This is a genomic window from Microcoleus sp. Pol17C6 (assembly GCF_036701145.1).
In the GTDB taxonomy this organism is placed as follows: Bacteria; Cyanobacteriota; Cyanobacteriia; order Cyanobacteriales; family Microcoleaceae; genus Microcoleus.
This window is the reverse complement of record NZ_JAUBQH010000003.1, coordinates 190,688-216,020: the sequence shown is the minus strand read 5'-3', so window position 1 is coordinate 216,020 and position 25,333 is coordinate 190,688. Positions and strand designations below refer to the sequence as shown.

General features: G+C 48.6%; 11 protein-coding genes. 6 read left to right on the top strand and 5 right to left on the bottom strand.

The genetic code is table 11. The annotated features are described in order from the left end of the window. Positions 1–9: 9 nt before the first annotated feature. Positions 10–8,778 (bottom strand): amino acid adenylation domain-containing protein, encoded by an 8,769-nt coding sequence (locus QUA25_RS03055; RefSeq protein ID WP_333035465.1) that lies wholly within the window; start codon positions 8,776–8,778, stop codon positions 10–12. Between the two features lie 800 nt (positions 8,779–9,578). Between QUA25_RS03055 and QUA25_RS03050 the strand changes: the two genes are divergently transcribed. From QUA25_RS03050 to QUA25_RS03040, 3 genes are all read left to right on the top strand, one after another. Next, positions 9,579–12,410 carry a TonB-dependent receptor domain-containing protein gene (locus QUA25_RS03050; protein ID WP_333035464.1) on the top strand — a complete coding sequence of 944 codons (2,832 nt, stop codon included), beginning with the start codon at positions 9,579–9,581 and terminating at the stop codon, positions 12,408–12,410. 264 nt (positions 12,411–12,674) lie between these two features. Continuing rightward, positions 12,675–13,856 carry a PepSY-associated TM helix domain-containing protein gene (locus tag QUA25_RS03045; protein ID WP_333035463.1) on the top strand — a complete coding sequence of 394 codons (1,182 nt, stop codon included), beginning with the start codon at positions 12,675–12,677 and terminating at the stop codon, positions 13,854–13,856. Positions 13,857–14,104: 248 nt separating this feature from the next. Continuing rightward, positions 14,105–15,367, top strand: a complete 1,263-nt coding sequence (locus tag QUA25_RS03040; RefSeq protein WP_333035461.1) for an MFS transporter — start codon at positions 14,105–14,107, stop codon at positions 15,365–15,367. A gap of 227 nt (positions 15,368–15,594) precedes the next feature. Here the strand turns inward: QUA25_RS03040 and QUA25_RS03035 are convergent, their stop codons facing one another. From QUA25_RS03035 to QUA25_RS03025, 3 genes are all read right to left on the bottom strand, one after another. Next, positions 15,595–17,634, bottom strand: coding sequence for an acylase (locus QUA25_RS03035; RefSeq protein ID WP_333035459.1), 2,040 nt, complete (start codon positions 17,632–17,634; stop codon positions 15,595–15,597). Between the two features lie 518 nt (positions 17,635–18,152). Beyond that, the gene (locus tag QUA25_RS03030; RefSeq protein ID WP_333035456.1) at positions 18,153–19,226 is read right to left on the bottom strand and encodes a hypothetical protein; all 1,074 of its coding nucleotides are present in this window, start codon (positions 19,224–19,226) and stop codon (positions 18,153–18,155) included. Between the two features lie 102 nt (positions 19,227–19,328). Further along, positions 19,329–20,903, bottom strand: coding sequence for a TonB family protein (locus QUA25_RS03025; protein WP_333035455.1), 1,575 nt, complete (start codon positions 20,901–20,903; stop codon positions 19,329–19,331). A 787-nt stretch (positions 20,904–21,690) separates the two neighbouring features. Between QUA25_RS03025 and QUA25_RS03020 the strand changes: the two genes are divergently transcribed. Both QUA25_RS03020 and QUA25_RS03015 read left to right on the top strand, forming a co-directional pair. Further along, entirely contained in the window at positions 21,691–22,350 is a 660-nt protein-coding gene (locus tag QUA25_RS03020) for a MotA/TolQ/ExbB proton channel family protein (RefSeq protein WP_333035454.1), read from the top strand. Beyond that, positions 22,334–22,735 carry a biopolymer transporter ExbD gene (locus tag QUA25_RS03015; RefSeq protein WP_333035453.1) on the top strand — a complete coding sequence of 134 codons (402 nt, stop codon included), beginning with the start codon at positions 22,334–22,336 and terminating at the stop codon, positions 22,733–22,735. Before QUA25_RS03020 ends, QUA25_RS03015 begins: the two co-directional genes overlap by 17 nt. A 236-nt stretch (positions 22,736–22,971) precedes the next feature. Here QUA25_RS03015 and hemL read toward each other — a convergent pair whose 3' ends face one another. Then, on the bottom strand, positions 22,972–24,270 hold the full coding sequence (gene hemL, locus QUA25_RS03010; RefSeq protein WP_333035451.1) for a glutamate-1-semialdehyde 2,1-aminomutase: 1,299 nt from the start codon (positions 24,268–24,270) through the stop codon (positions 22,972–22,974). Positions 24,271–24,621: 351 nt separating this feature from the next. Between hemL and hisIE the strand changes: the two genes are divergently transcribed. Then, positions 24,622–25,272: a bifunctional phosphoribosyl-AMP cyclohydrolase/phosphoribosyl-ATP diphosphatase HisIE gene (hisIE, locus tag QUA25_RS03005; RefSeq protein ID WP_333035450.1), complete on the top strand. Its 651-nt coding sequence runs from the start codon at positions 24,622–24,624 to the stop codon at positions 25,270–25,272. The last annotated feature ends 61 nt before the right edge of the window (positions 25,273–25,333 follow it).

Below are 25,333 nucleotides of genomic sequence, written 5' to 3'. Positions count from 1 at the left end.
GATTTGTGCTTAGCGCAAAGAGGACAATTTCATGCGGTACGCCGATCGCGAAACAGGCGCGATCGCGGGTTCTTCAACGGCCGTATTTTTGTTTTTGGCTTCAGAAATCTTTTCTGCAAGTACGGCGAGCGATCGTCCTGCAAAAATATCGCACAAAGGCAATTCTATCTGACAATATTCTCTGACTTTTGCTACTAATTGAATTGCCAGCAGCGAATTTCCTCCTAGTTCAAAAAAGTTATCGGCTATGCTTAACTGTTCGATGCCGAGAACCTCACAGCAAATTCTCGCTAACATTGCCTCAATAGGCGTGCGTGGTGCCACAAAAATCTTTTCTGGTTGAATCGCGGCATCCGCTTCAGGCAGTGCCTTGCGGTTAACTTTGCCGTTCGCCGAAAGCGGCAGCGCGTCCAGAATTATAAATACAGACGGCACCATATAATCGGGCAGTTTTTCACTCAGAAATTGGCGCAATTCTTCAACCGCAGGGGCAGCATTTTGTTGGGGAACGATATATGCTACTAAGCGCTTTTGACTGTGATTTTCTCCGAAGGCGGTGACAATGGATGCTTTGACTGCTGGGTGCTCGTTCAAAGCAGCTTCAATTTCTCCTGCTTCGATGCGGAATCCTCGAATTTTAAGGCGGAAATCTTCTCGTCCTAAAAATTCGATGTTGCCGTCAGGGAGGAAGCGCCCTAAATCTCCCGTTCGGTACAAGCGATCGCCCGTGACGGGGTGCGTGACGAAGCTAGCGCGAGTTTTTTCTTCATTTCGCCAGTATCCTTTTGTCAGTCCAACTCCGGCACAGCACATCTCGCCGGCAACCCAGACGGGACAGTCTTCTAGCCTTTCATTCAAAATGTAATAGCGTGTATTGGCGATCGGCGATCCGTAGGGAATGCTCTTCCAAGAAGGGTCAACCGTTTCTACCGGATACCAAATATTCCAAAGGGTGGTTTCGGTTGGCCCGCCGACGCTGACAACTCGGCATCCTTTGACGATCGCCCTTAACCTCTCAGGCAGCGTGATCGGTATCCAATCTCCGCCGAGAAACGCCCAGCGCAAGCACTCTGGCAACACCTCAGAACGTCCGGCAGCGTAATCGAGCAGCATTTCCATCATCGGTGGAACCGAGTTCCAAATGGTGACGCGCTCTTTGACCATCAATTCAGTCCAGTGAGCGGGGTCTAACCGTTGTGCGGCATCGGGAATGACGATCGCGCCCCCAGCAGCTAGGATGCCGAAAATATCGTAAACCGACATATCGTGGTGCAGTGCAGTGACTGCGATCGCGCGATCGCACTCTGCCACATTAAACACTTGGTTGGTTTGAGTGATCGCATTGACTGCACCTCGGTGCGCGATCGCCACGCCTTTCGGCAAGCCAGTTGAGCCGGAAGTATAAATCACATAAGCTAAATCTTCCGGTTCCTGCACCGACTCCAAAGCTTCGCTGCTTTCGGCAGCCAATTCGTCGGTATCGAGACAAATTCGCCGCACATTTTCCGGCCATTCCAAGCGCTGATTTAATTGAGATTGCGTCAAAACAATCTCAACTTCGCCATTTTCCAGCAAATGCCACAGCCGCTCTTTTGGTAGCGTCGCATCTACGGGCAAATAAGCTGCCCCGGATGCGAGAATGCCCAGCACAGCGACGATTTGCTCCCATCCTTTTTCCACAACCACGGCAACCAACTGGTTGGGGCGAGCTCCCAGCTTCCGCAATCGGTGAGCGACTTGATTCGATCGCAGATATAGTTCCTCGTAGGTGAGGGTGCGATCGCGCGTAATGATGGCCGGTTCGTGCGATCGCGACGCGGCTTTCTCAGCAAACAATTCGTGCAGCAATACATCGGGAATGGGTGCCTCAATGCTGTTAGTAAAGGCTTGCTGAAACTGCACCGTTTTCTGCCAAGTTTCCTCTTCATTGGCGAGGCGTTGCAATAGGCGACAGTAGGCCTCAAACATATCGTCAATCATCCTTGGCGGGAAGAGTTCTTCCACCGCATCCCAGCTAAAAGAAAGCCCGTCAGCAGTTTCGGTAAATTGCGCGTCGATCCAAACTTGCGGCGTTTGACCGATAATATGAACCAGTTCTCCCAATTCTTGAATGAGAGAAAAGATAGAAGTATCTTCCCCTGGCGCGTTTTGCGGATCGATCGTAAACACAACTGGCATCAACGCTGCGGTTGTACCTTGCGCTTGGGCGAGTTCTCGCAAAACGCGCACGCCGCTGACATATTGGTGTTCTAAATCTTGCCAAAGTTGTTCTTGCAGTCGCTTGGCTCGTACTTCAAAACTTTCTGGCTTTGAGTTGTCTATTTCTAACAGAGTAAATGAGGCAAATTCTCCGATAATTTCCTCAACTTGAGGATGGAGGGGAAGGCGATTAAAGCGCGGCACGTTGAGGGTAAACCGAGGCGTTTTGCTCCACAAGGAGAGAACCTCGGCATAGGCAGCTAGCAATAAACCCGTAGGAGTGAGGCTGGCGCGAGCTGTGCGCGTTTTGAGGCGCTGCCAGGTTGGCAAGTCTAGGCGATCGCTCCAGCGTTTAAATCGCGGCTGTGTTAAGGAATTCGGCTGTTTGGCGAGGGGCAATTCCGGCGCTGGTGGCAGGGTTTTGAGGCGATTGCGCCAGTAATCTAAGGATTGCTGGTAAAATGGGGAGTTTTCTAAGGCGATCGCAGCTAACACGCAATCGCGGAAAGACAGTTGCAAGGGCGCGATCGCAGTATGGGGATTGCGGTAAAACTTTACCAAATCGCCAAACAAAATTTGAAAACTCCAGCCGTCTATGCACAAGGCGTCAATGCTGATGTGGAGCCGGATGCGGCAATCGCTTATTTGCGAAGCGCAAATCTCGAATAGCGGCCAGCGATCGAGCGGCAGCACTTGGTGCGAAAGGCGATCGCGAATTGCTTCGAGTTTTTCACCGGCAACCTCTGGAGCGAGCGATCGCACATCCAAAACCTCAATTTTATAAGCGGGTACGTTTTCCAGAATTTGCTGCTGTCCGTTCGGAAGTACGATCGCCCGCAGCATATCGTGACGCTCTACAACTCGCTGCCACGCGAGGCTAAACCGCTCTAAATCTAACTCGTCGCTCTCAATTTCTACATAGCCGTGAATGGCAACATTGCCCATTTCAAAGAAGCTATTTCTCCCGATCCAGTACGCCTGCTGCATTTCATTGAGCGGAAAGGGTTTGTAGCGATTTTGAGGATCGGGGGCGATCGCGGGCAGTGAAATCAGGGGTTCGCGCGACTGCTGGCTCTTAGCTTGTGCGATCGCAACTGCCAGACTGGCGACAGTAGGGGATTGAAACAAGCAGCGCAATGATAGCTCGACTTGAAAGCGATCGCGCACCTTGGCAATTAGTTGAGTGGCTAGCAAAGAGTGACCTCCCAACTCAAAGAAATTGTCATTGATTCCCACCTGTTTTAAACCCAGAACCTCCGCCCAAATCTCCGCTAATACTTGTTCCTCTAAAGTTTGAGGTGCGATAAAATCGGCGTTTGACTTGTTGGTTTCCGGTGCGGGAAGTGCCTTAAAATCTACCTTGCCGTTTGGCGTTAATGGCATCGCTTCTAAAAACATGAAACTGGCAGGAACCATATAATCTGGCAGTTGTTCCCGGAGAAAAGAGCGCAGATTTTTAATCAGTGCAGAGTTGCCAATGCTGAGTCCTGAGTTTAAAACGAGGTAAGCAATTAAGCGCTTTTGGCCTGAATCTTCCTCTCGCGCCACAAGAACTGCCTCTTGCACGTCTGGGTAATGGCTGAGTGCAGATTCGATTTCTCCTAACTCAATGCGGAAACCGCGAATTTTCACTTGACGATCTGTGCGATCGAGAAATTCTAAATTACCGTCGGGAAGATACCGGACTAAATCGCCTGTTTTGTAAAGGCGATCGCCTTGCACGTTGCTAAAAATATCGGGAATAAATTTTTCTCTATTCAGCTCTGAACGGTTGATATATCCTCTCGCAACCCCCGCACCTCCGATATAAAGTTCGCCGGGGACTCCGATCGGAACAAGTTGCAAATTAGCATCGAGTACATAGGTGCGGGCATTTGGAATTGGACGACCAATCGGCAAGGTTTTTGCGGAGTTTTTAACCCCAGAGGGCGCAGAGGGCGCAGAGGGGAGAGAAGAAGAGGAAGAGGAGGAAGAGTCGCACCACGTCGCGACAATGGTTGTTTCTGTGGGGCCGTAAGTATTGACTAGCCGCACTTTTTCTGATAAGCACTTTTGCCACTGATTGAGCGATGTTGAAAGTGCGGTTTCTCCGCCAATAATTGTCAAGCGCACTGACGGGGGAAATTCTGCGTTTTCGATGCTGAGTCTGGCAGTTAATTCGCGCCAGTAAGCGGTTGGTAAATCTAAGACGGTGATTTGCCATTCCCGGCATTTTTGCAGGAAGGAAGAAATGCTGTCTAACATGGAATTTCCGCGCAGTACCAAAGTGGCGCCTCGCGTTAAACAGGGATAGATTTCTTCGGCGCTGGCGTCGAAGCTGAGGGAAGCAAATTGGAGAATGCGATCGCCTGGTTCGATGCCATATTCTACACTTGCAGCCTGCGTATAATTTGCCAAAGATTGATGCTGCACCATCACTCCTTTTGGCTTGCCAGTAGAGCCGGATGTATAGATGATATAAGCGAGGTTTTCTGGCTGGACGGCGCTATCAGGATTTGACTTGTTTTGTTGAGCGATCGTCTGCCACTCTGCATCCAAGGAAATTACATAAATATTATTTTGGGCTGGCAAGTTTACTGCTAATTGCGTTTGCGTTAGCAGTACCTGAATGCCAGCGTCTTCTAACATGAAAATCAGGCGTTCTTTGGCATAGTTCGGATCGAGGGGTAAATAAGCGCCACCTGCTTTTAATACGCCTAAGATTCCGACGATCGCATCGAGCGATCGCTCCATATAAACGCCGACTATGGCATCTGGTTTTACGCCGAAATGGTGCAAGTAATGGGCAAGTTGATTCGCGCGATTATTTAATTCTTGGTAAGTCAAACTTTGGCATTCAAATCGCACCGCAACCGCATCAGGCGTTTTCGCAGCCTGCGCTTCAAACAAACGGTGAACGCACTCATTTTGAAACGAATTTATCCCAGTATTATTCCACTCAAATAGAAGTTGCTGGCGTTCTGTTTCTGCAAGCAGGGGCAAATCTGATAGACGCGCGGAGGGATTCGCCACTATGCCTTCTAATACTTTATGAAAGTGTCCTGCCATTCGCGCGATTGTAGCCGCTTCAAATAAGTCTAAGCTGTACTCAAACCAGCCTCTAATAGCTGTGGCTGTGGCTTCTAATTCCAAAGTTAAATCAAAATTTGCTGTGCCGCTGTGAATCTGTTGGCAGTTCAGGCTTAAATCAGGCAATTCTAAGGCGAATTCAGAGGCATTTTGAAAGGCAAACATCACCTGAAATAACGGCGAGTGACTTAAATCTCGATTCGGCTGCAATTCTTCTACCAACTTCTCAAACGGTACATCTTGATGCGCGTAAGCGCCTAATGCAACCTCTCGCACTCGATTCAGCAACTCTCGAAAAGTTGGATTTCCATTTAAGTCAGTCCGCAGCACTAAAGTATTGACAAAAAATCCAATTAATGATTCGGTTTCGCTGCTGTTGCGGCTGGCAATTGGTGAACCGACGAGGATATCTTCTTGCCCCGTGTAGCGGTAAAGCAGTGTTTTGAATGCTGCCAGCAATGTCATAAAGAAAGTAGTTTTTTCGCGGCGACTCAATTGCCTAATTGCCTCGGTTAAGTGCTCTGGCAATTCAAATAACTGCCTACCTCCCTTGTAACTTTGAACGGCGGGACGAGAAAAGTCTGTTGGTAAATTTAGAACCGCTGCGCTGCCACTTAACTGCTGCTTCCAGTAAGTAAGTTGAGTTTCTAATATTTCTCCCTGCATTTGTTGGCGCTGCCAAGTTGCAAAGTCTGCATACTGAATTGGCAGCGGTGGAAGCGGGGCTAAATTATTCTTAGTAAAACCTTCATAAAAGGCAGCTAGTTCCCGTAAAAACACGCCCAAAGACCAGCCATCAAAAATGATATGGTGGGCGGATAAAAGCAGAGTATGTTCTGTTTCTGATAGGCGCAGGAGTTGGGCACGGAGCAGATGTGGTTGAGTTAAATCAAAGGGCAATTTTGCTGCTTCAGTAGACAGTTTTTGCGCTGCTTTCTCGCGTTCCTCCGGGGAGAAATGGCTCAAATCTATCAGCGGCAATTGGAAATTTTTCGCATCACAAATAACTTGTCTATGTTGTTTTTCACCACCAGCAAACGCAGTTCTTAAAATCTCGTGTCGCTCGATAATTTTCTCAATGCTTTGCCTGAGTGTTTCTGCATTGAGTTGTCCTGTAATCCGAACTGCACCGCAGAGGTTATAGAATGGGTTTCCGGGTTCCAATTGGTCGAAGAACCACAAACGCTCTTGGGCAAAAGACAGGGGAAGATGGCGCGATCGAGAAACTGGCCTTGGGACGGCTGCTTTGGTATTTCCTGTTAGTTGCTCTAGAATTTGCACTGCCAGTCGAGCAATGCTCCTATCCTCAAACAAATCGGCAACCGATACAGTAACGCCCAAATCACTTTCAATTTGATTTTTTAACTCAAAAATTCTTAAAGAATCTAGTCCAAAGCTACTGAGCGGTCGATCGATAATATTTTGTGTTTTATCGCTGGCACTGAAGTGGATTGAAGATTCGTCTTCAGTCGGCTTTAGCTCACATCTTGCACCATTCTCAATTACTTTTTTAGGAACAGGCAAGATGCCTGTTCCACAAGAAAACTCATTCTTTGTGGAACGGGCATCTTGCCCGTTCTTGACAATGGTGCAAGATATCAGTTTTAGCCGACTTTGGCTATTAGCCGGGGAATGAATTCCCCGGCGGTTTACCTGCTGCCAAAGGTAAGCTTCAAGCAGCGGTTGCCGTTGTTCTAACTCTGATTTCAGCAGAATTTCTCGCGTGAGTTCATTGTCGATTTCCACCGCATCAGCTAACTCTAAAATGCTACTCGCGATCACTTCCAAATTGTCAGCTAGAAAGTCAGCACAGGCGGCGCGACGTTGAATTTTACCGCTGGTAGTTTTCGGAATGCTTCCGGGCTTGATCAGCACTACTCCATAAACTTGCACTTCATATTCTTGAGCAATACTGGAGCGGATGGCGCTGATAATTTCCTCGGCATTATCCGGCGCTTTGCGAGATTGTAATTCTTGCACGATAACGAGCTGTTCTTCGCCTGCGACTTCCACCGAGAATGCCGCGATCGCCCCCTGCCGCAAACTGGGATGGCTGCGCTCTGCTGTTCTTTCTATATCTTGGGGGTAAAGATTGCGACCTCGAATGATAATCAGATCTTTTAGTCGCCCTGTAATAAACAGTTCTCCGTCGCGTAAAAAGCCTAAATCTCCTGTTCGCAAAAATGGCCCTTCGCGGGTATCTGAAAGATATGCTTGAAAAGTTTTTTCTGTCTCTTCTGGGCGATTCCAATAGCCTCGCGCAACTGTTTCGCCAGCTACCCAAATTTCTCCGACTTCGTGCGGCTGGCATTGCGTCAGAGATTCGGGATTGACGATCGCAACTAGAGTGCCAAATTCAGGGAAACCGCAGCCGACTAAAGTTCTCGCGCCACGATCGCCTTCGACAACTTCTACAATGTGATTATTTTCCAGCGCCCCAGCGTCAACAGGTAAGAAACTCGGTGTTATTCCGCTGCGAACCGTGGCAATTTTTAGCGTAGTTTCTGCCATTCCGTAAGCAGGACAAAAGGCATCCGCCTGAAAACCGCAGGGTTCAAAAGCTTTGGTAAATCGCTCTAGGGTTTCTTTGTGAATGGGTTCTGCGCCGTTATAAGCCACGCGCCAACTACTCAAGTCGAGCATTTTTTGGCCATCGCCCAAGATGTTGCTTATTTTGCTAGCACACAAGTCGTAAGCAAAATTTGGCCCGCCGCTGTGGGTAGCTTTGTAGCGCGAAATCGCTTCCAACCAGCACATCGGGTTCTGAATAAACGCCGCTGGCGGCATGAAGTAAGAGGGAATTCCCAGATACAAAGGTTTGAGCAATCCGTCAATTAACCCCATGTCGTGAAACGGGGGAAGCCACGTTACGGCAACGCTTTCGGCATCGTGGTGAAAGCCTCGGTGAATGTATTCGATGTTGTATAAAACGTTGGCGTGGCTCACCATTACGCCTTTGGGGGTGGAGGTTGAGCCGGAAGTGTACTGAAGATAAGCCACTTCGTCGGGATGGATGGGTGGCTGCTGCCACTTTTCCCCGTCATCGGCAAGCATTTCTGCTGTCAGCCAGTGCAGCCCTTTGAGTTCCGGCGCTTGCTCGCATAGCTGCTCTAAATTTTCCAGGTGTCGCGCGGGAGCGATCGCAACTGTTGCTCCTGCATCTAGGGCGATCGCACTAATTTTCGCTAAATTCCGTTTCAGCTTCGGCGGATAGAGGGGAACTGCGATCACTTTGGCGTACAAGCATCCAAAAAAGGCGGCGAGATAGTCCAATCCTGGCGGGAAAAGCAGTAAGGCTCGTTCGCCAGTGAGCCCCAATGTCTGAAGTCGCGCGGCGTGCGATCGGGCGATCGCGTCTAACTCTCGATAAGTCAAACTGGCGGTTTCAGTTTTTCCGTCTAACAGAAATGTATATTTCTGCTCTGGTTGGTGTAATGCTCTGTTTTGCAGGAGTTCTACTAAAGTACAACTTTCGGTGAGTTGGTTTCCCTTAATGCTTGCGTCACTCATCGATTCTTTTTACCTATAAATCTTGTTTGCAGTACGCCAACCAGTTCCGCCAAATTCTTTCCACATAGACTTTCTGTGGACAGTTGTCGGGCGTTACGAGTCTCCCATCAGCGTGTTTGAGTCTTCAATCCGGGTATTAGCGCTTGTTTTGAGTTTTTTTTGTCGATCGCGCTGTTCGGCAATGGCTCCGGGGCGATTTCAGTCCGAGCCAGCTTCGATATCAGCTTCAGGGGCTTTACGGCTATCGACTTTAAGCATCCTATGCTAGATGATATTTATTGTCAAGAGTCTAGCAGCAAATTTGTTGACTGCTATGGTTTCCTATATGACAATCTTTTCTAACTCTTGCCATAGCATTTTAGGCGCTGGTTTGTCTAGCCCTTACCGCAACCATAATATGCAAGTGGTACACAACTAGCTAGAGGGGTCTAACCCCCTATCTTAAAATGCAATTAGTTTTCATTAGTTAACTCTTGACAGATGTAACTGCTGTGTTATCTAATTAAGGCACTTTCTCATTAAGCCCCCAGCGACTACTTCCTTTAACCGAGGAAAGTGCCCACCGTGGGCGATCGTCTAGAGCGCCACCGGACTGAGGCGTTCGCCCTCACGCGCTTTCTGCCAGACAAAGGCGGATAGCGACGGGAGAATCGGATCGAACTGCGCCCGACAACTGGGCCGGATCTTCCGCAGGTCAGTTTCACTCCTGCCCACAAGAGCAGCAACGCTGCCACAAATCATGTTGTGCAAACAACGCAAACCACATATCCGAAGTTCTATCAATTGTTGATTCAAGACTAATGAACATATCGCAGAAATTATTAAGTAGCCTTGGGCTGGCAGGAGTCGTGTCGGCGGTAGTAGCTCAGTCGGCGTGCGCTTCCAACATCGCGCAGGTGACGGGCGTTCGCCTCAACCCCACGTCAGAAGGCATTGAAATCATCCTAGACACTGAAGATGGAAGACCCCTGCAAGTCTTCACCACCACCTTTGGCGAAACTTTACAAATTGATGCCATCACCGCTCAACTGCGACTACCGGGGGGAAATGAGTTTCGTCAAGACAAACCGGCTGCGGGAATTGCTTCTGTCACCGTTACTCCTTTAGATAACAACAGCATCCGAATCCGAGTCATTGGCGAGAGGGGCCAACCAGTCGCACGGGTGATTCCTAACGCTGCGGGTCTGATTCTCAGCTTACAACCCACCTCGCAGATGACTGCTCGCCCGCCTGCACCGGCTCCTACAACACAGCAGCCGGGGACACCCGCAGCACCCGTGCCACCGACCGGGCAGCAGGTAGAGATACCCGCAGAACCCTTGCCACCTACAGCGCAGCCGCCTGGAACGCCAGGAGAACCCTTACCACCTACAGCGCAGCCGCCTGGAACGCCAGGAGAACCCTTACCGCCGACAGCGCAGCCACCAGGAACGCCAGGAGAACCCTTACCGCCGACAGCGCAGCCGCCAGGAACGCCCGGAGAACCCTTGCCGCCGACAGCGCAGCCGCCTGGAACACCGACACAGCCACCCGGAACGCCACAGGTGGGGAGAAACCCGATTGAAATCGTCGTCACTGCAACACGAACCGCAGAAAGAGTGACGAACGTGCCGCGCTCTATAACGGTGGTAGACTCACAAGAAATTCAGCAGCAGGCAGGGCAATCGAGAAATGTGGGGGAAGCTCTGGCAAATCAGGTTCCCGGTTTCGCGCCCCCGACTCAAACTACTGCCACTTATGGACAAACTTTGCGGGGTCGCGACGTTTCCGTTCTGATTGACGGTGTGCCGCAAACGACCAATATTCAATCTTTTGGCAGAGAATTTAGAAACATCGATCCCAGCGCGATCGAACGCATTGAAGTAGTGCGGGGTTCTACCGCAATCTACGGCGCTCAGGCTACAGGTGGCGTGATTAATATTATTACTCGCCGGCCAACTGAGGAAAGGCTAACTGCTGTTACTGAAGTGGGCGTCAGTAGCGCTTTAACAAACACAAGAGATGCTTTAGGCTTTAACGCTCAGCAGACGATTTCTGGCCGAACGGGCAATTTCGATCTGACGGGTACTGTCTCGCTCTCTAGAAGTGGAGCTTTTTACGATGCCAAAGGCGATCGCATTCCCTTTTTTGAACTCGGCGGAGACAGCAGCACCCTCTTCAACGTGATGGGCAAAGTCGGGGTAGATTTGGATACCGAACAGCGGCTGCAACTAACTGTCAATCACTATCGGGAAACCCAAGATCCCAATGTGATTCCAGACTTTAGTGTTGACGACCAGGAAGGACGGCAAAAAGCCCGCGCCATCCGAACCGGGGAGTTGGATATTGACGGGGAAACACCGGGGAATAAAAGTACACAGCTCAACCTAAGTTACACCAACCAAAACCTTTTTGGCAGCAGCCTTCAAAGCCAAATCTACTATCGAACGAATTCCAATGTAGGTGTTCCTTCAGATTACCGCACCTCCGATTTCTTTGGACCGTTTGTCGGTGTTACTCGTTCGCGAGCCGAGAGCGAACAGATAGGAGGTAGACTGGCGATTACCACTCCTTTATCCCGTGCCGAAAATCTTCGATTAACTTGGGGTTCTGACTATATTACTGAAGATAGCAAACAGCGTTTCGACTTGTACGATCCGGAGAGATTTGACGCAAGTGGTGGCCGGGTTTACCGGAAAATTTCCGAGCGTCCTTTCGTCCCTCCTTACACTTATGACAGCCTTGGCTTTTTCGGTCAATTGGAATGGAATATTGACGATATCGTCATTCTAAGTGGCGGGATACGTCACGAACGCGTCGGGTTAAACGTCAATGATTATACCACTTTTAACGATCGCCAGATCGAAGGAGGCGATCGCAATTTTAACGCCACCCTATTTAATACAGGGGCTGTCTATAAAATTACTGACAACTTCAACATATTTGGCAACTTTTCTCAAGGTTTCTCAGTCCCTGATTTCGCCCGCATCCTCCGCCAACCCCCCGACAATTTTGTCGGAATTGAATCTTCTTTAGAAGTAACTCAACCGCAAAAAGTCAACAACTACGAAATTGGCATTCGAGGAGGGTGGCAATCCGTGCAAATGTCGCTTGCCGCTTTTTACAATACCTCCGATCTAGGAGTCAGTTTTCAACCAGTTGGCAACACAGGCCGCCTGGAACTCATCCGCGCCCCAGAACGCATTTACGGCTTAGAAGGAACTGTGGATTGGCAACCTGGACGAGCATGGTCGCTGGGCGGGACTGCTACTTATATTCAAGGCGAATATAAGGAGGAAGGCAGTTACATCGCCCTCGATAGCAGCCGAATTCCACCGCTCAAGCTAACAGCTTATGTTCAAAACGAAACTTTGCCGGGATGGAACAATCGGTTACAGTTATTATATTCTGGAAATCGCGATCAAGCCTTCAAAGACGGCTCGGATGGCGGCCCGATTAGCAGCTATCTCACACTGGATTACGTCAGCGCGGTTAAAATTGGCTCGGGGCTGCTACAAGTCAAAGTCGAGAATTTATTGAATAATCAATATTTTCCCGTGATCTCCCAATACTTAGCTGGATTTGGCTCGGACACCTCTAATTATGCAGGGAGGGGTTTAACTCTCAGTGTTAATTACCGCCTTAACTGGTAATTACAGCAGATTGCAGGTTGATGAGGTAGATTCAATATCCCCGTAGGGACACTCCAAGAACCCATTGGTGTCAATTTAAGCTGTTAGTCCGCTAGTCCTCGCGGCCACCCGCTAGTCCGCCAGGGGTTGAAACCCCTGTCTAATAGCTAAAGTCCTATTGCATAGGACTAATGAGTTGAAAAGTGTTTTTCTCAGTCCTCATAGCGAGGACTTTAGCTTTGAGACAGGGAATGAATTCCCTGTCGGACTATCGGTTTTACCTTAATGAGAACAGTTAACGGCTTTGAGAAAAATTTCGAGATGAAGTTCCGCAAACTCGCATTCAAACTGCACTTGTATTTGGGGTTGGTGGTAGGAATATTTCTAGCAGTAATTGCTTTAACCGGTAGCTTGCTGGTTTTCAGCCCCGAAGTCGAGCGGTTCTTCAATCCCCAACTCCTGCAAGTAATTCCTCAAGCCGAACGGATACCGCTGGAAAATGTCCTGCAAATTGTCGAAAAAGCTTATCCGCAAAATCAAGCTCTTAGTATCTTGCTGCCACGCTCAGCGAAGGATATTTGCCAAGTTTCAATGCTGTCAAAGAGTGAGGAAATAGTTAGCGTTTATGTCAATCCTTACAGCGGAAAAATTACGGGTGGGCGCCTTTGGAAAGAAACTTTTACAGGTTTTATTTTTACGTTACACGCGGAATTAGCTGGAGGAGAATTTGGTCATCTTGTTGTCGGCATTTGCGGTCTAGTAATGCTAGGACTAACTTTTACGGGTTTGGTATTGTGGACGGGTTGGCGCAATTTGGCTCGCGGATTTTCTATTAATTGGAAAGCTCACTGGCAGCGGACTGTATTTGATTTACATAACGTTTCTGGCATTGTATCGGTCGCTTTTCTCATACTCATATCCGCTACAGGAACAGCGATAATTTTTTACGCGCCTGTTGAATCGACTTTGTATTTGCTAACCAATGAAAAGCCACAGCCAGCATTGACTTCTCATCCCCAATCTAGCAGTTCGAGGCAAAACCTTGACGAAATCTTACACCAAGTTAATACCGTTTGGCCGGAAGCTAAAACCACTTTTATTTCTCTGCCTTTGAAGCCTGAAGCAACTTTTAAAGTACGGAAAAAATTTCCCAATGAGCCGCACCCAAACGGGATTAGCACCATTTATCTCGACCAATACAGTGGCGAAATATTGCAGGCTGACAGTGTAAATTCAGCTTCTGTAGCAAATCTAATTCTCAACTCGCTTTATCCGCTACATATTGGCAGCTATGGCGGAATTTACTTGCGGCTTGTACACGCGATCGCAGGATTAGCAGCGTTTGTACTGTTTGTTACGGGTGTAATGATGTGGCGGCAGCGGCATTTGGCGAAATTTTACCGCAAGGAGGCGAGACAGCAATATGAAGAATTATCTCCACTGAGCCAGCAATGGCCTTGGTTTTAATGAGAGCGGCCTGCGGTTGGATGCGGGTGTAAATCGATTTTAGATTTTAGATTTTAGATTTTAGATTGAAGCATTGACCCCACGGATAAATTCGGGGGGCAAGTTTCTCGGATACAGGTTTTTTATTTCTGGGTCCTGAGTCTGCTTTCGGAATGAATCCGGGGGCTTGTATCCTGGATGCTTTCGGTCATTCTCCTGCCTAAAAACCCCTATCCTCTGAATTTTAAATCCTATCAATCGCTTATTCCATGCAAAAATTTATTCAACTCTGGCTCGGACAAACTGCTTCGATGATTGGCAGCGCTATGTCCGCGTTTGCGCTGACTATTTGGATTTGGGAGTCCACCAGTCAAGCGACAGCTTTGGCTTTGTTGATGTTTTTTACTCAATTGCCACGCATCTTGCTTGCTCCGGTTGCTGGCATTCTCGTCGATCGCTGTAATCGAAAAGTTTTGATGGCGATCGGTGATGCGGTTTCAGCTCTGTTAACGCTCGCTATCCTATTACTTTATATCAGCCAAAACCTGCAACTATGGCATTTATATGTAGCGGGTGCAGTTAACGGAATTTTTGACCAAATTCAGCAGTTAGCTTACTCAGCAGCGATCGCCACAATGATGCCAGAAAAGCATTACAGCCGCGCTAGCAGTTTAAGTTTTTTGGCAAGTTACGGTGCGAGTATTATTGCTCCGATGCTGGCGGGGATTCTCTATTCTGCGATCGGGTTGAGCGGGATTTTTACGATCGACCTGGCAACTTTTACAATAGCGATCGCCACCTTAGTATCTGTCAAAATACCCCAGCCCGCGATCGCCTCCAATCCCCAGCCGACTCGCTTTCACCTATTGCAAGAACTCAGCTTCGGATTCCGCTACATTGTCGAGCGTCCCAGCCTGCTGGCCTTGCTGGTGTCCGTTTCGCTATTCTGGTTTGCTCACGACATCGGCGCGGCCCTCTACTCACCGATGATACTGGCACGCACCGGCAACAATGCCAGAATCCTCGGTACGATCCTTTCAGCCGCCGGCGCCGGTGGCGTTTTAGGAGCATCGATCGTCAGTATTTGGGGCGGTCCCAAACGCCGAATCCGGGGCTTTCTGCTCGGCATGGCAGGCGCGGGCTTGAGTAAAATAGTCTTTGCTTTCGGTCAGGCGCTTTCCATCTGGATTCCCGCTCAATTTTGTTCGTCTTTCAATTTCCCCATCCTCGGCAGTTCCAACGAGGCGATCTGGCTGGCGAAAGTCGCACCAGAAGTACAGGGGCGTGTTTTTGCTACCAGAGCAGTTATCGTGCAATTGGCGTCAGCGATCGGTTTATTGATCGCAGGCCCCCTTGCCGATCGCGTCTTTGAACCCGCCATGCAACCGGGAGGTTTTTTAGCAGCTATTTTTGGCGGGATTATCGGGACAGGTGCCGGTGCTGGCATGGCTTTGTTATACGCTATCTCCGCGCTGGGCTTATTCCTCGTTGCAGTCGGTGGGTATGCTTGCCGGCTGCTGCGCGATGCGTAAAGGGGAAACGGAAAGAGGTTTTCTTCCTTTTTCCTGACATCCGTTATATCGTTTCCGGTTGCATCGAAATCATAAAATCGAGTCAACAGTTAACACTCAACCATTCAGTTTTTCGACCCGCCCGTCAATAGTCAACAGTCAAAAGTCAAAAATCACGGACGGTGCAACCGGAATTGATATTACATCCGTTACATCCGTTACACAATCCGTTGCCGAACTTCCTTCTGCTAGAGTTTCTGGCGCGAACTCAGGTGAGCTTCAATTTCCGATCGCGATCGCCATACAGGGCGCAATTCCTTGCGAGCAAAGAGCTGCAACTGATCGCCTGCGTGGGGCGAACCAGGTTGAGTGGCGTTACCGTAACTGTTTAGCGCCATCGCTTTGACCGGATTCGAGAACTCAATCGCAGCGACAAAAGAATCGCCCGCAACCGCTTGAAAGCGATCGTCCTTCCCAGGAGCGAACCATACTGAGCGAAATACACCTAAAGCACCGTCAGCTCCATTTGCAGGCAGATTTGCCTCCCCAGGCAATCGGAAGACTTCCCCCCATGCCACATCTAACGCGCCATAAGTTACCTCAACTTTGGCTGCTGTCGCTTCCAGCACCCGCACGGCCTCCGCAGGATTTGCCAACCCGTCTGGCGTCGTTAGCGGCGCATCTTCGCTCCAAGGTTTAGCGAATAACCGATCGGCATCCATCGCTTGTTTCCAAAAGGCAAACAGCACCGCACCGCGACTGTCAGCATCGACTTTCCGATCCCAAGTCGCGAGAACTTCCGCAGCGCGGCGGGCTTTTTCACTGCCTTGCCGTGCGGCGGGAATTAAATCATCGAGGAGGCGATCGGCGAGTTCTACCTGAGTAGAATGTTTGTATTGAATCAATTCATCGAAAGAGATTTTTTCATCTTCTAAGAGCATTTTTGCCGATCGCTGCGATCGCAAATCCATCGGGCCGCGCGGTGCCATGTAGGCGGGATAATTATCGGGTGCGATCGCGCTGGGAAACGTCGTTGTCCAGGGGGGATCGTTGGTATTTTGCAACCAACCGCTGGGCGGATCGACAACGCGCGGCAAATCCGCATAGGGATGATTTTTGGTCCACAAAGTCTCTGACGTATTGCCTGGAATCGTGCCTGACCAGTATTTAAAATCTCCGTTTTTGCGTATGGGGACTTGACCGTTAAACAAGTGCATGATATGCCCCTCACGATCGGCATACATGACGGTAAACATGGGAATTTCCAAGCGCTTTAAAGCGGTTTCAAATTCAGAAAAATTCTTTGAGCGTGCCATATCCCACCACTGCTGAAGGGCTGCTGGTTTATCGAGTCCGACAACGCGCAGGGCGATCGCTTTGCCCTGTTTTTCTGTGAGAATCGGCCCGTGAACAGAACGCCGCACTACTAGAGATTCCGAGCGCAAATTTCCATTCTTTTCTTTGACTTTTAAAACCTTCTCTTCTCTGTCAAATTTTCGGACTTCGCCATCGAAGCGATAACCATCGTTAGCGAGGGGCAATTCATAGGCATCCCAGCCATCGTGAGTGTTGACAGTATGAGTCCATCCCAAGTTGTCATTAAAGGCGATCGTTAATACAGGAAATCCGACGAGAGTCGCTCCGTAAGCGTTAATTTCTGGGCCAATCAGTTGTGCTTCGTACCATAAATATAAATCCGACCAAGGAAGGTGAGGATTTGCCAATAGCATGGCATTGCCGTTTTCAGAGTGCGAAGGAGCGATCGCCCAACCATTAGAGCCTTTGGGGGTGTCATTTTCAGCGAGTTCTTCAACGCGCTCTGGCTCGACTATAAAAGTAAAATTGATGACACGTTGCGCGTGTGCCAATACATCTACCGGTTTGAGGGGCAATGCTATCTTTAATTCTTCGGTGAGCGCCTCTGGGTGTTCTTTTGCATAGGCATTCATTCCGCCAACAAAAGCATCGAGATAGTTGCGAAAAATGGGATTTTGTGATTCATACCACGCATTAGCGCGATTAGGAATTCCCATAGTTTGCACCCAGCGATCGGATTCCAGATAATCTTCGCCCCAAAATTCGGCAGCTTGCCCGCGAGCTTGCCCGTAAAGACGCAAAATCAGATTACCGTGACTTTGCATCTGCGCCCACCCGAAAGCGTAGAAAAGGCTTTTACTATTCTCTCCATAAATATGTGGAATTCCATAGGTATCCCAAAGAATTTGATTGCCGATTTCAGGCGAGGAGTGAACCCCATCATTTAGAAGCAAAACTAAAATAAAACTCATTAATAACGAGACAATCCGCCGGCATTGTTTTTTTAGTTGTAGAAACACTGGAAATTAATTGGCTAGGGTTAAACTGAGACATTGCAGCATTTTCAACAAGCTGCATGAACAAAACGCCGAGGATTTAAATCCCTTTTATGGAGAACAAGGGAGAAAACTATAGCAATCCTAAATCATTTGTGAATTTCTTACTCCCTCCCCTTGATAAGGGGAGGGTTGGGGTGGGGTAAAAAGTTTACGACTCATTTAGAATTGCTATATACCCAATCCGATGCCCAAAAACGTAACCTATCTACGTCTATCTGCATCCATCTGCTGTTAAAAAAATAACACCTCTTCGAGCAATCCAGAAAATCCGAAAAAAGACCCTGTGTAAATCGGATGTGCAATTAAAAGCCCTCCGCTACGTTCACCAACTTGAAAAGCGCTATAAAACGCCGGTGTGTCGGCTGTAAAGCGCATTAATGTCATTAGTGAGGAGGGGGGGGTAAACAAAAAGGGCGAGATAGGTTATAAGGTTATTTTTTAATTTGACCTTGTTGCCAATTTCCTTCTACTTTCGTTCCATCTGAATAAATGTAGGAACCTTGCCCGTGTTTCTGGCCGTTGAGAAATTCACCTTGATAGCGATCGCCATTGGCGTAAATGCAGGTACCTTTGCCGTTGAACTGACCATCGCTAAATTCGCCTTCGCAGCGATCGCCATTCTTAAAAATGTAAACTCCTTTCCCGCTCATCTTACCCTTGACAAAAGTGCCTTTATAGCTATCTCCATTGGCGAACTCACGGACACCTTCACCACTAAATTCTCCATTGTCAAACGGCCCTTGATAACGTCCCCCTTCTTTAAAAGTAAACAACCCCTGACCTTGAGTGTTGCCCTTGACAAACTCTCCTTCATAGCGGTTGCCGTTCGGATATTCGCGAACCCCTTTACCGTGAAACTGCCCTTCACTAAATTGCCCCTCATAACGGCCTCCTTCAGCAAAGGTATAAATTCCCTGCCCGTGAGGCAAGTTATTCAGCAACTCTCCTTCGTAGCGGTTCTTATTAGCATATTGACAGACGCCTTTGCCGTTAACTTTTCCTTCTTTAATATCTCCTTCGCAACGAGTGCCGTTACTGAACGTAAAAGCCCCGCGACCGCTGGGAGAACCATTGGTAAAAGAGCCTTCGTAACGAATGCCGTTAGTTGAGGTAAAAGTTCCTGTACCGTCGAACTCACCGTTTTTAAAAGTTCCTTCGTAGCGGTTGCCGTTAGCAAATTCGCGGACACCTTGACCGTTGAATTCACCATCGGCAAATTCTCCTTGGTATCGACCTTCTTCTTTAAAGGTATAGATGCCTTTACCGTGAGGTTTGCCGTTGAGAAATGGGCCTTCGTAGCGATCGCCGTTGGCATATTGACAATTGCCGGGGCCGCTAAGTTTTCCCTCACTCAATTCTCCCTCGCAACGTCCGCCATCGGGTAAAGTAATTACTCCTGCCATTGCGCTGTGAGGGTTGGCAAACAACAAAGCCATTCCCAAGTTGGAACCAAGTAATAGAACGAGTCCAACTCGCTGAAGTTTACTTAATATTGTTGACGACATTCCCAAATTCATAATTCACAAAAAATTCAACTTTTAACTTTGCTATTCCTTGGACGGTGCTATAGAATTCCCCGCCAAATTGCTAGACTCTCAAAAAAATCCCTAGTCAGTGAGCAGGAAGGTAATGGTTATTCTTTCTCCTTGAATGCCACTCTCTGATGGGGCATATTTCCTTTCTTCTACTGTTTTCATCGCTGCGCGATTCAAGTCGTTGTATTTGCTAGGAGTCAAGATCTTGATGTTGACTGTCTTACCGTTGGGGTCAATGTCACAAATGAGTTCCACTTGGCCTTGGCGCCCTTCTTCTCTGGCTGCGCTCGGATAGTTAGGTTTACCGCAGCCACTAATGCAAGTGCCTCCAGGCGTGCCGGGAGCGCGCGAAGGACTCCCCCCTCTTCCTGGATTTGTCGGTTTTTGCCCTGACCCCGAACCGCTTCCAGAGCCTCCGCCTCCACGACCTCCGCCTCCAGGGCCTCCGCCTCCAGGGCCTCCGCTTCCAGAGCCTCCGCTTCCAGAGCCTCCGCTTCCAGAGCCTCCGCCTCCAGGGCCTCCGCCTCCAGGGCCTCCGCCTCCAGAGCCTGGTAAGCCAGCCGTCGTCGATCTTCCCAATCGCCCCGAACCATCCCCAAATGGCTCTGAGGAAGGTAGGTCGCCATTTTCGCTGGCGCCAGATGGTGAGTTCGACCCACTTCCTCCAGGGCTTCCACCTCCAGGGCTTCCGCCTCCGGGGCCACCAGAGGCAAGGTTTCCTAAACCTCCGATCGCATTTCCAGAATTGCCGCCGCCTCCTGGCCTAGTAGCTGTGACTGGCGAGCCAGCCCCGGGCGATCGCTGTATGGGCCCGGAAGAAGGATTTAATGGCTCTGAGGAAGGTTCCCCGCTACCCGCCGAAGCAGATGGTGAGAGCGGGTTATTTTTTTCGGGGCTGTCGGAGGAGTTGGGATTTCCAGCATCTTTTGTAAAGTCTGTGGAACTTCCAGCACTCTTGGGGCGGGAAGCGGTAACGGGTGGTTCGCTTTTTGGAGGATCGGGCGAAGGGGTTTCGGGTTCCTTGGCGATCGGGGTTTTAGGAGTTTCTGGGGAATTGAAATCTTCTTTAGGTGGGGGGGAAGGCTCCCGAGGAGTGGGTGGTGGCGTTACCGCTACGGGTGGCTTCTCTGGAATTGGTGGTGGCGTTGCCGCTACCGGTGGCTCCTCTGGAATTGGTGGTGGCGTTACCGCTACGGGTGGCTCCTCTGGAATCGGCGGTGGTGTTACCGCTACGGGTGGCTCCTCTGGAATCGGCGGTGGCGTTACCGCTACCGGCTGCTCATCTGGAATCGGCGGTGGCGTTACCGCTACCGGCTGCTCATCTGGGATCGGCGGGGGCGTTGCCGCTACCGGTGGCTCCTCTGCGGGAGCTGGCTCTGGTGGCGGTTCTGGTTTGAAAGTGTCAGGCGGGGGAGATACCTTTTCGGGAATAGTCGGCTCTGGCTGGATTTCCTCTACTTTGGGTTCATCAAGCACAACAACTTCAATAGGTTCCTCTGCAAATTCAGCAGGTTTGACCAAGTTGAGGCTCAACGGCAGCGCGACACCGTGCAGGAAGGCTGAGCTTAACAGACTGAGCGCCAGAACTTTTTTGAGAGCTTCTTCTTGTTGTTGTCTTTGCGTCGCCGAAATATTTGAAAAACTCATGCCTTATGAATCTCCTTGATGGATGGGTTGGCAACGTCCTCGCTGGCTCCCCCACATAACCCGAAACAAGCTACCAACTGCGGGTTGAGCTTGCTATCACTGATGAACCTACCCATCCTATAAGAAGACTGTCACCCTGTTCAAGACTCTTGCAATTAATTTTCATTATTTAATTTTGAGATAGCGACTAGACGCTACCAATCAGCATTTCCTTTGGGGGCGTCTACCTTGCTCTTATGGGCGCTGTCAATGTTCTGATTCTGGTAGGGGAAGGTTCAAAAATGCCTTAAATGCAATACTCTAGCCCGTAATCTACCAACAAAATTCCACATTCTCAAGCTTTTCATGAAAATCTTTAAATAAGTGAAAATTAACTATATCGCATAAACAATAGGTAATATTTATGTTTGAATGTGGATCATGACTTGACAAACCCTGAATTTTGTGGAAACCTAGTTGAGAATCTTTTAAAGTATTGAAGATTATTGTCAAGTCCTAACGCAAATATTTAGCAAAGAAGCACTGGCAGAACAATCTGTCGCGATCTCGGTCGGGATCACATTAGGAGCATTTTGGGTACAGACGAAGATAGTCACATACAGGTAGTGCGTTTGTTTGATCGCGCTTGTGATCGCGCTTGCGATCGCGATCGTGCTTGAGTGAAACAATTCGCAGTCTGAATCACTTGTGCCGACTTGACGCAGAAACTCTACCAGCCTTCTCACGGGCTAATTGCACCATTAGGCAGCTTGCGCTCACTCAACACAGCTAACGAGAATACAAACTAATGGATAATTTCATTTACATTTTTCGCGCTGGGGGCATTGTTTCTTGGCCGCTGCTTGCCTCGTCAATCGCAGCAGTCGCACTGATTTTAGAACGTCTTTTCTTTTGGTTTAAAGTGAATCAGCGCCAGCGGCGTGTCGTCCGGGAAGTGCTAAGACTTTACAGTCAAAACCCGGATTCCGCCATCAAAAAGTTACAAGTAAACGCTGATTTGCCGTTAGCCAGAATTTTTTTGGAAGCATTAGAATTAGACTCGCCCAACATCGAAGAATTTCGTTTGGTCTTAGAAAGTGCAGCTCAGGCAGAAATCCCCGTTTTGAAGCGATTCAATACAATATTTGACACCATTATCACCCTCTCCCCGCTATTTGGGTTGCTCGGAACAGTTTTGGGCCTAATTACCACCTTTGACTCCCTCAAACTGGGAGATGCTGCAGGCACCAATGCCGCGGGCGTTACTGGGGGGATTAGCGAAGCCCTCGTTTCTACGGCAATGGGGTTAGTGGTAGCAATCTTTACGCTCGTATTTGCTAATATGTTTCGTGGGTTTTACTTACAGCAGATAGCTTTTATGCAGGAAGCCGGAGGTCAGCTAGAGCTATTGTACCGTCACCACTACGAAAAACTACCAAGAGAATCTAACTATGCGCCTACCCGATGAACCTGATAGTATTCCCCAGATCAACATCGTGCCACTGATTGATGTAACCTTCGCCATATTGACATTTTTCATTGTTTCCTCTTTGTCTTTATCCAAATCCGAGGGTCTACCCGTAAATTTACCGAAAGCATCAACCTCTCAAGTTCAGGACTCGCCTGCTAAAATTACCGTCACGCTTGATGCTCAGGGAAAATTCATGGTTGATAAAAAGTCAGTCAACTTAGACCAGATTGAGAGTACGGTGCGACAAGTCATGGGGTCAAATCCGAGCGCCTTAATTGTGCTGAATGCGGATAAAAGCGTCTATCACGGAAATGTTGTGGAAGTTATGGATCGATTACGCCGAATTAAGGGAGCTAAGTTAGGTATTGCTACCGCAAAGTAGAGAGTTCCTATAATTACTAATTTGTAATTCGCTCACATCATTAAACAGGAATTACCCGTGAAAATTTACTAAAAAAAGCCTGTAAGCCTGATTAAAAGGTAGTCCTAAATAGTCTCTACGATTCAGGACTTTATTTGATAAAGCAGTTAAAAATTAAAGTCCTTACTGTCAACAAACAGCAAGGACTTTAATTATTTATTCCTGAGTTTTAAGGACGAACATCCTTACTACACACGTTAAATACTTGCCATCACTTCACGCGCTGCGGCCAAAGTTCGATCGATATCTTCCTCAGTATGAGCCAAAGAAGTAAATCCCGCCTCAAACTGCGAAGGAGCAAGATAAATACCGTGCTCCAACATTCCCCGGTGAAAGCGGCTGAACTTCGTCAAATCCGACTTCTTCGCATCCTCGTAATTGTGAACCGGGCCAGCCGCAAAAAACAAGCCAAACATCCCGCTAATTTGCCCGCCCCAAACTGCGTGTCCGGCTTCCTTAGCAATTTTTAGCAATCCGTCAGACAGTTTTTTGGTAATTTTATCCAACTGTTCGTAAGTGCCGGGTTTTTGCAGCAATTCCAAAGTCTTAATCCCAGCAGTCATCGCCAAAGGATTTCCCGAAAGCGTACCCGCTTGATACATCGGGCCAGCAGGAGCTACCATCCCCATAATATCCCGCCTTCCCCCGTAAGCTCCCACCGGCAAACCGCCACCGATAACTTTACCCAAAGTAGTCAAATCCGGGGTGACACCGAATCTTTCCTGAGCTCCGCCGTAAGCGATGCGGAAACCGGTCATTACTTCATCAAAAACTAACAAAGCACCGTTATCTTTAGTAATTTCCCGCAAACCTTCGAGAAAACCTGCATCCGGGGTAATAAAACCGGCATTCCCCACCACTGGTTCGAGAATTACCCCTGCTATCTCGCCGGGATTTTCGGCAAATAAAGCTTTGACTGCTTCTAAGTCATTGTAGGGAGCGTTGAGGGTATTGGCAGTAGTGGATTTCGGGACGCCCGGAGAGTCGGGAAGGCCCAGAGTTGCAACGCCGGAACCGGCTTTTACCAAGAACATATCGGCGTGCCCGTGATAGCAGCCTTCAAATTTAATCAGTTTATCGCGTCCGGTGAAAGCTCGCATCAGCCGCAAAACGGCCATACAGGCTTCGGTACCGGAGTTGACAAATCGCACCATTTCAATGCTGGGAACGGCATCGATGACCATTTCGGCGAGTACGTTTTCCAACAGCGATGGTGCGCCGAAACTCGTACCTTTTTCTAAAGATTCGTGCAGGGCTTTGATGACTTCCGGGTGGGCGTGGCCACAGATGGCTGGGCCCCAAGTGCCTACATAGTCAATGTATTGGTTTTCGTCAACATCCCAAATGTAGGCTCCTTTTACCCTGTCAAAGACGATGGGCTGTCCGCCTACGGATTTGAAGGCGCGCACGGGGGAACTGACGCCACCTGGCATCAACTTCTGGGCGGCGGCGAAAATTTCTTCTGATTTGGTCGTTTTCAAGGTTGTGGAAACCAATGTTTTCTCCTTAGTGAACGTCTGTTGTTGGTAGAATAATTTTATAGCCAGTTCAACATAAAGGTTAGGTCGATTCAAGGAAACTATTCTAGTAAATTTTAGGGTAGAAACCAATGAGTAGCAATACTAGCTTGGGTTTTTTAGGCTTTGTCGCACTAGCACCGTGAAGCGAAGCTATCCCATAGGGAATCGCCCTAAAATGTAATTTTTTGTAAAATAGTTCTTGACAATTTAGCCATCACTTGGTTAATCTTCTCTCTTCCTCGGCCTCCTCTGCGTTCTCTGCGGTTAATAAAAAAACAATCTCCGACAGGAAAGCGTTAATCTAGATTACCAAGTTGAAATAAAATTATGTCTACTACTGATTTATCGAGTTTGAGCCGATCGATCCCAATTGAAAAGATTCGTTACGACGATCGCGGTTTAGTGCCTGCGATCGTCCAAGATTATTTGGACGGTACGGTGTTAATGATGGCCTGGATGAATCGGGAGTCGCTGCAAAAAACGATCTCTACCGGGCAAACTTGGTTCTGGAGTCGATCGCGCGCCGAATTTTGGAACAAAGGGGCGACTTCGGGACACGTTCAAAATGTCAAAGGGCTGCGTTACGACTGCGATAGCGATGCTTTGTTAATCACTGTCGAACAAGTTGGAGATATTGCTTGTCACACAGGAGAAAGAAGTTGTTTTCACCAAGTTGATGGGGAAATTTCACCGCCGCCAGGGGATATGTTATCTCAATTATTTGCGGTAATTTGCGATCGCCGCGACCATCCTAACGAAAGTTCTTATACTTGCAAGTTGTTCGAGGGTGGCGACAACAAGATTCTCAAGAAAATTGGCGAAGAGTCGGCGGAAGTTGTAATGGCTTGCAAAGATGACGACAAAGAGGGGATTGCTGGGGAAGTTGCGGATTTATTTTATCACGCTTTGGTTGCTTTGGCTCACCATCAAGTTGATTTAAGAGAAGTTTACCGCAAATTGGGCGATCGACGAAAATAAATTAGTTAGTTGACTGTTGACTGTTGACTGTTAATGCTAATAACTACAGTCTTGGACGCAG

Bases quoted from the DNA above. Each gene is read 5' to 3' on its own strand.
- QUA25_RS03040 (WP_333035461.1), top strand. From the start codon at position 14,105: ATGCAAAAATTTATTCAACTCTGGCTCGGACAAACTGCTTCGATGATT.
- QUA25_RS03030 (WP_333035456.1), bottom strand. From the start codon at position 19,226: ATGTCGTCAACAATATTAAGTAAACTTCAGCGAGTTGGACTCGTTCTA.
- QUA25_RS03015 (WP_333035453.1), top strand. From the start codon at position 22,334: ATGCGCCTACCCGATGAACCTGATAGTATTCCCCAGATCAACATCGTG.
- QUA25_RS03055 (WP_333035465.1), bottom strand. From the start codon at position 8,778: ATGAGTGACGCAAGCATTAAGGGAAACCAACTCACCGAAAGTTGTACT.
- QUA25_RS03050 (WP_333035464.1), top strand. From the start codon at position 9,579: ATGAACATATCGCAGAAATTATTAAGTAGCCTTGGGCTGGCAGGAGTC.
- QUA25_RS03025 (WP_333035455.1), bottom strand. From the start codon at position 20,903: ATGAGTTTTTCAAATATTTCGGCGACGCAAAGACAACAACAAGAAGAA.
- hisIE (WP_333035450.1), top strand. From the start codon at position 24,622: ATGTCTACTACTGATTTATCGAGTTTGAGCCGATCGATCCCAATTGAA.
- QUA25_RS03035 (WP_333035459.1), bottom strand. From the start codon at position 17,634: ATGAGTTTTATTTTAGTTTTGCTTCTAAATGATGGGGTTCACTCCTCG.
- QUA25_RS03020 (WP_333035454.1), top strand. From the start codon at position 21,691: ATGGATAATTTCATTTACATTTTTCGCGCTGGGGGCATTGTTTCTTGG.
- QUA25_RS03045 (WP_333035463.1), top strand. From the start codon at position 12,675: ATGAGAACAGTTAACGGCTTTGAGAAAAATTTCGAGATGAAGTTCCGC.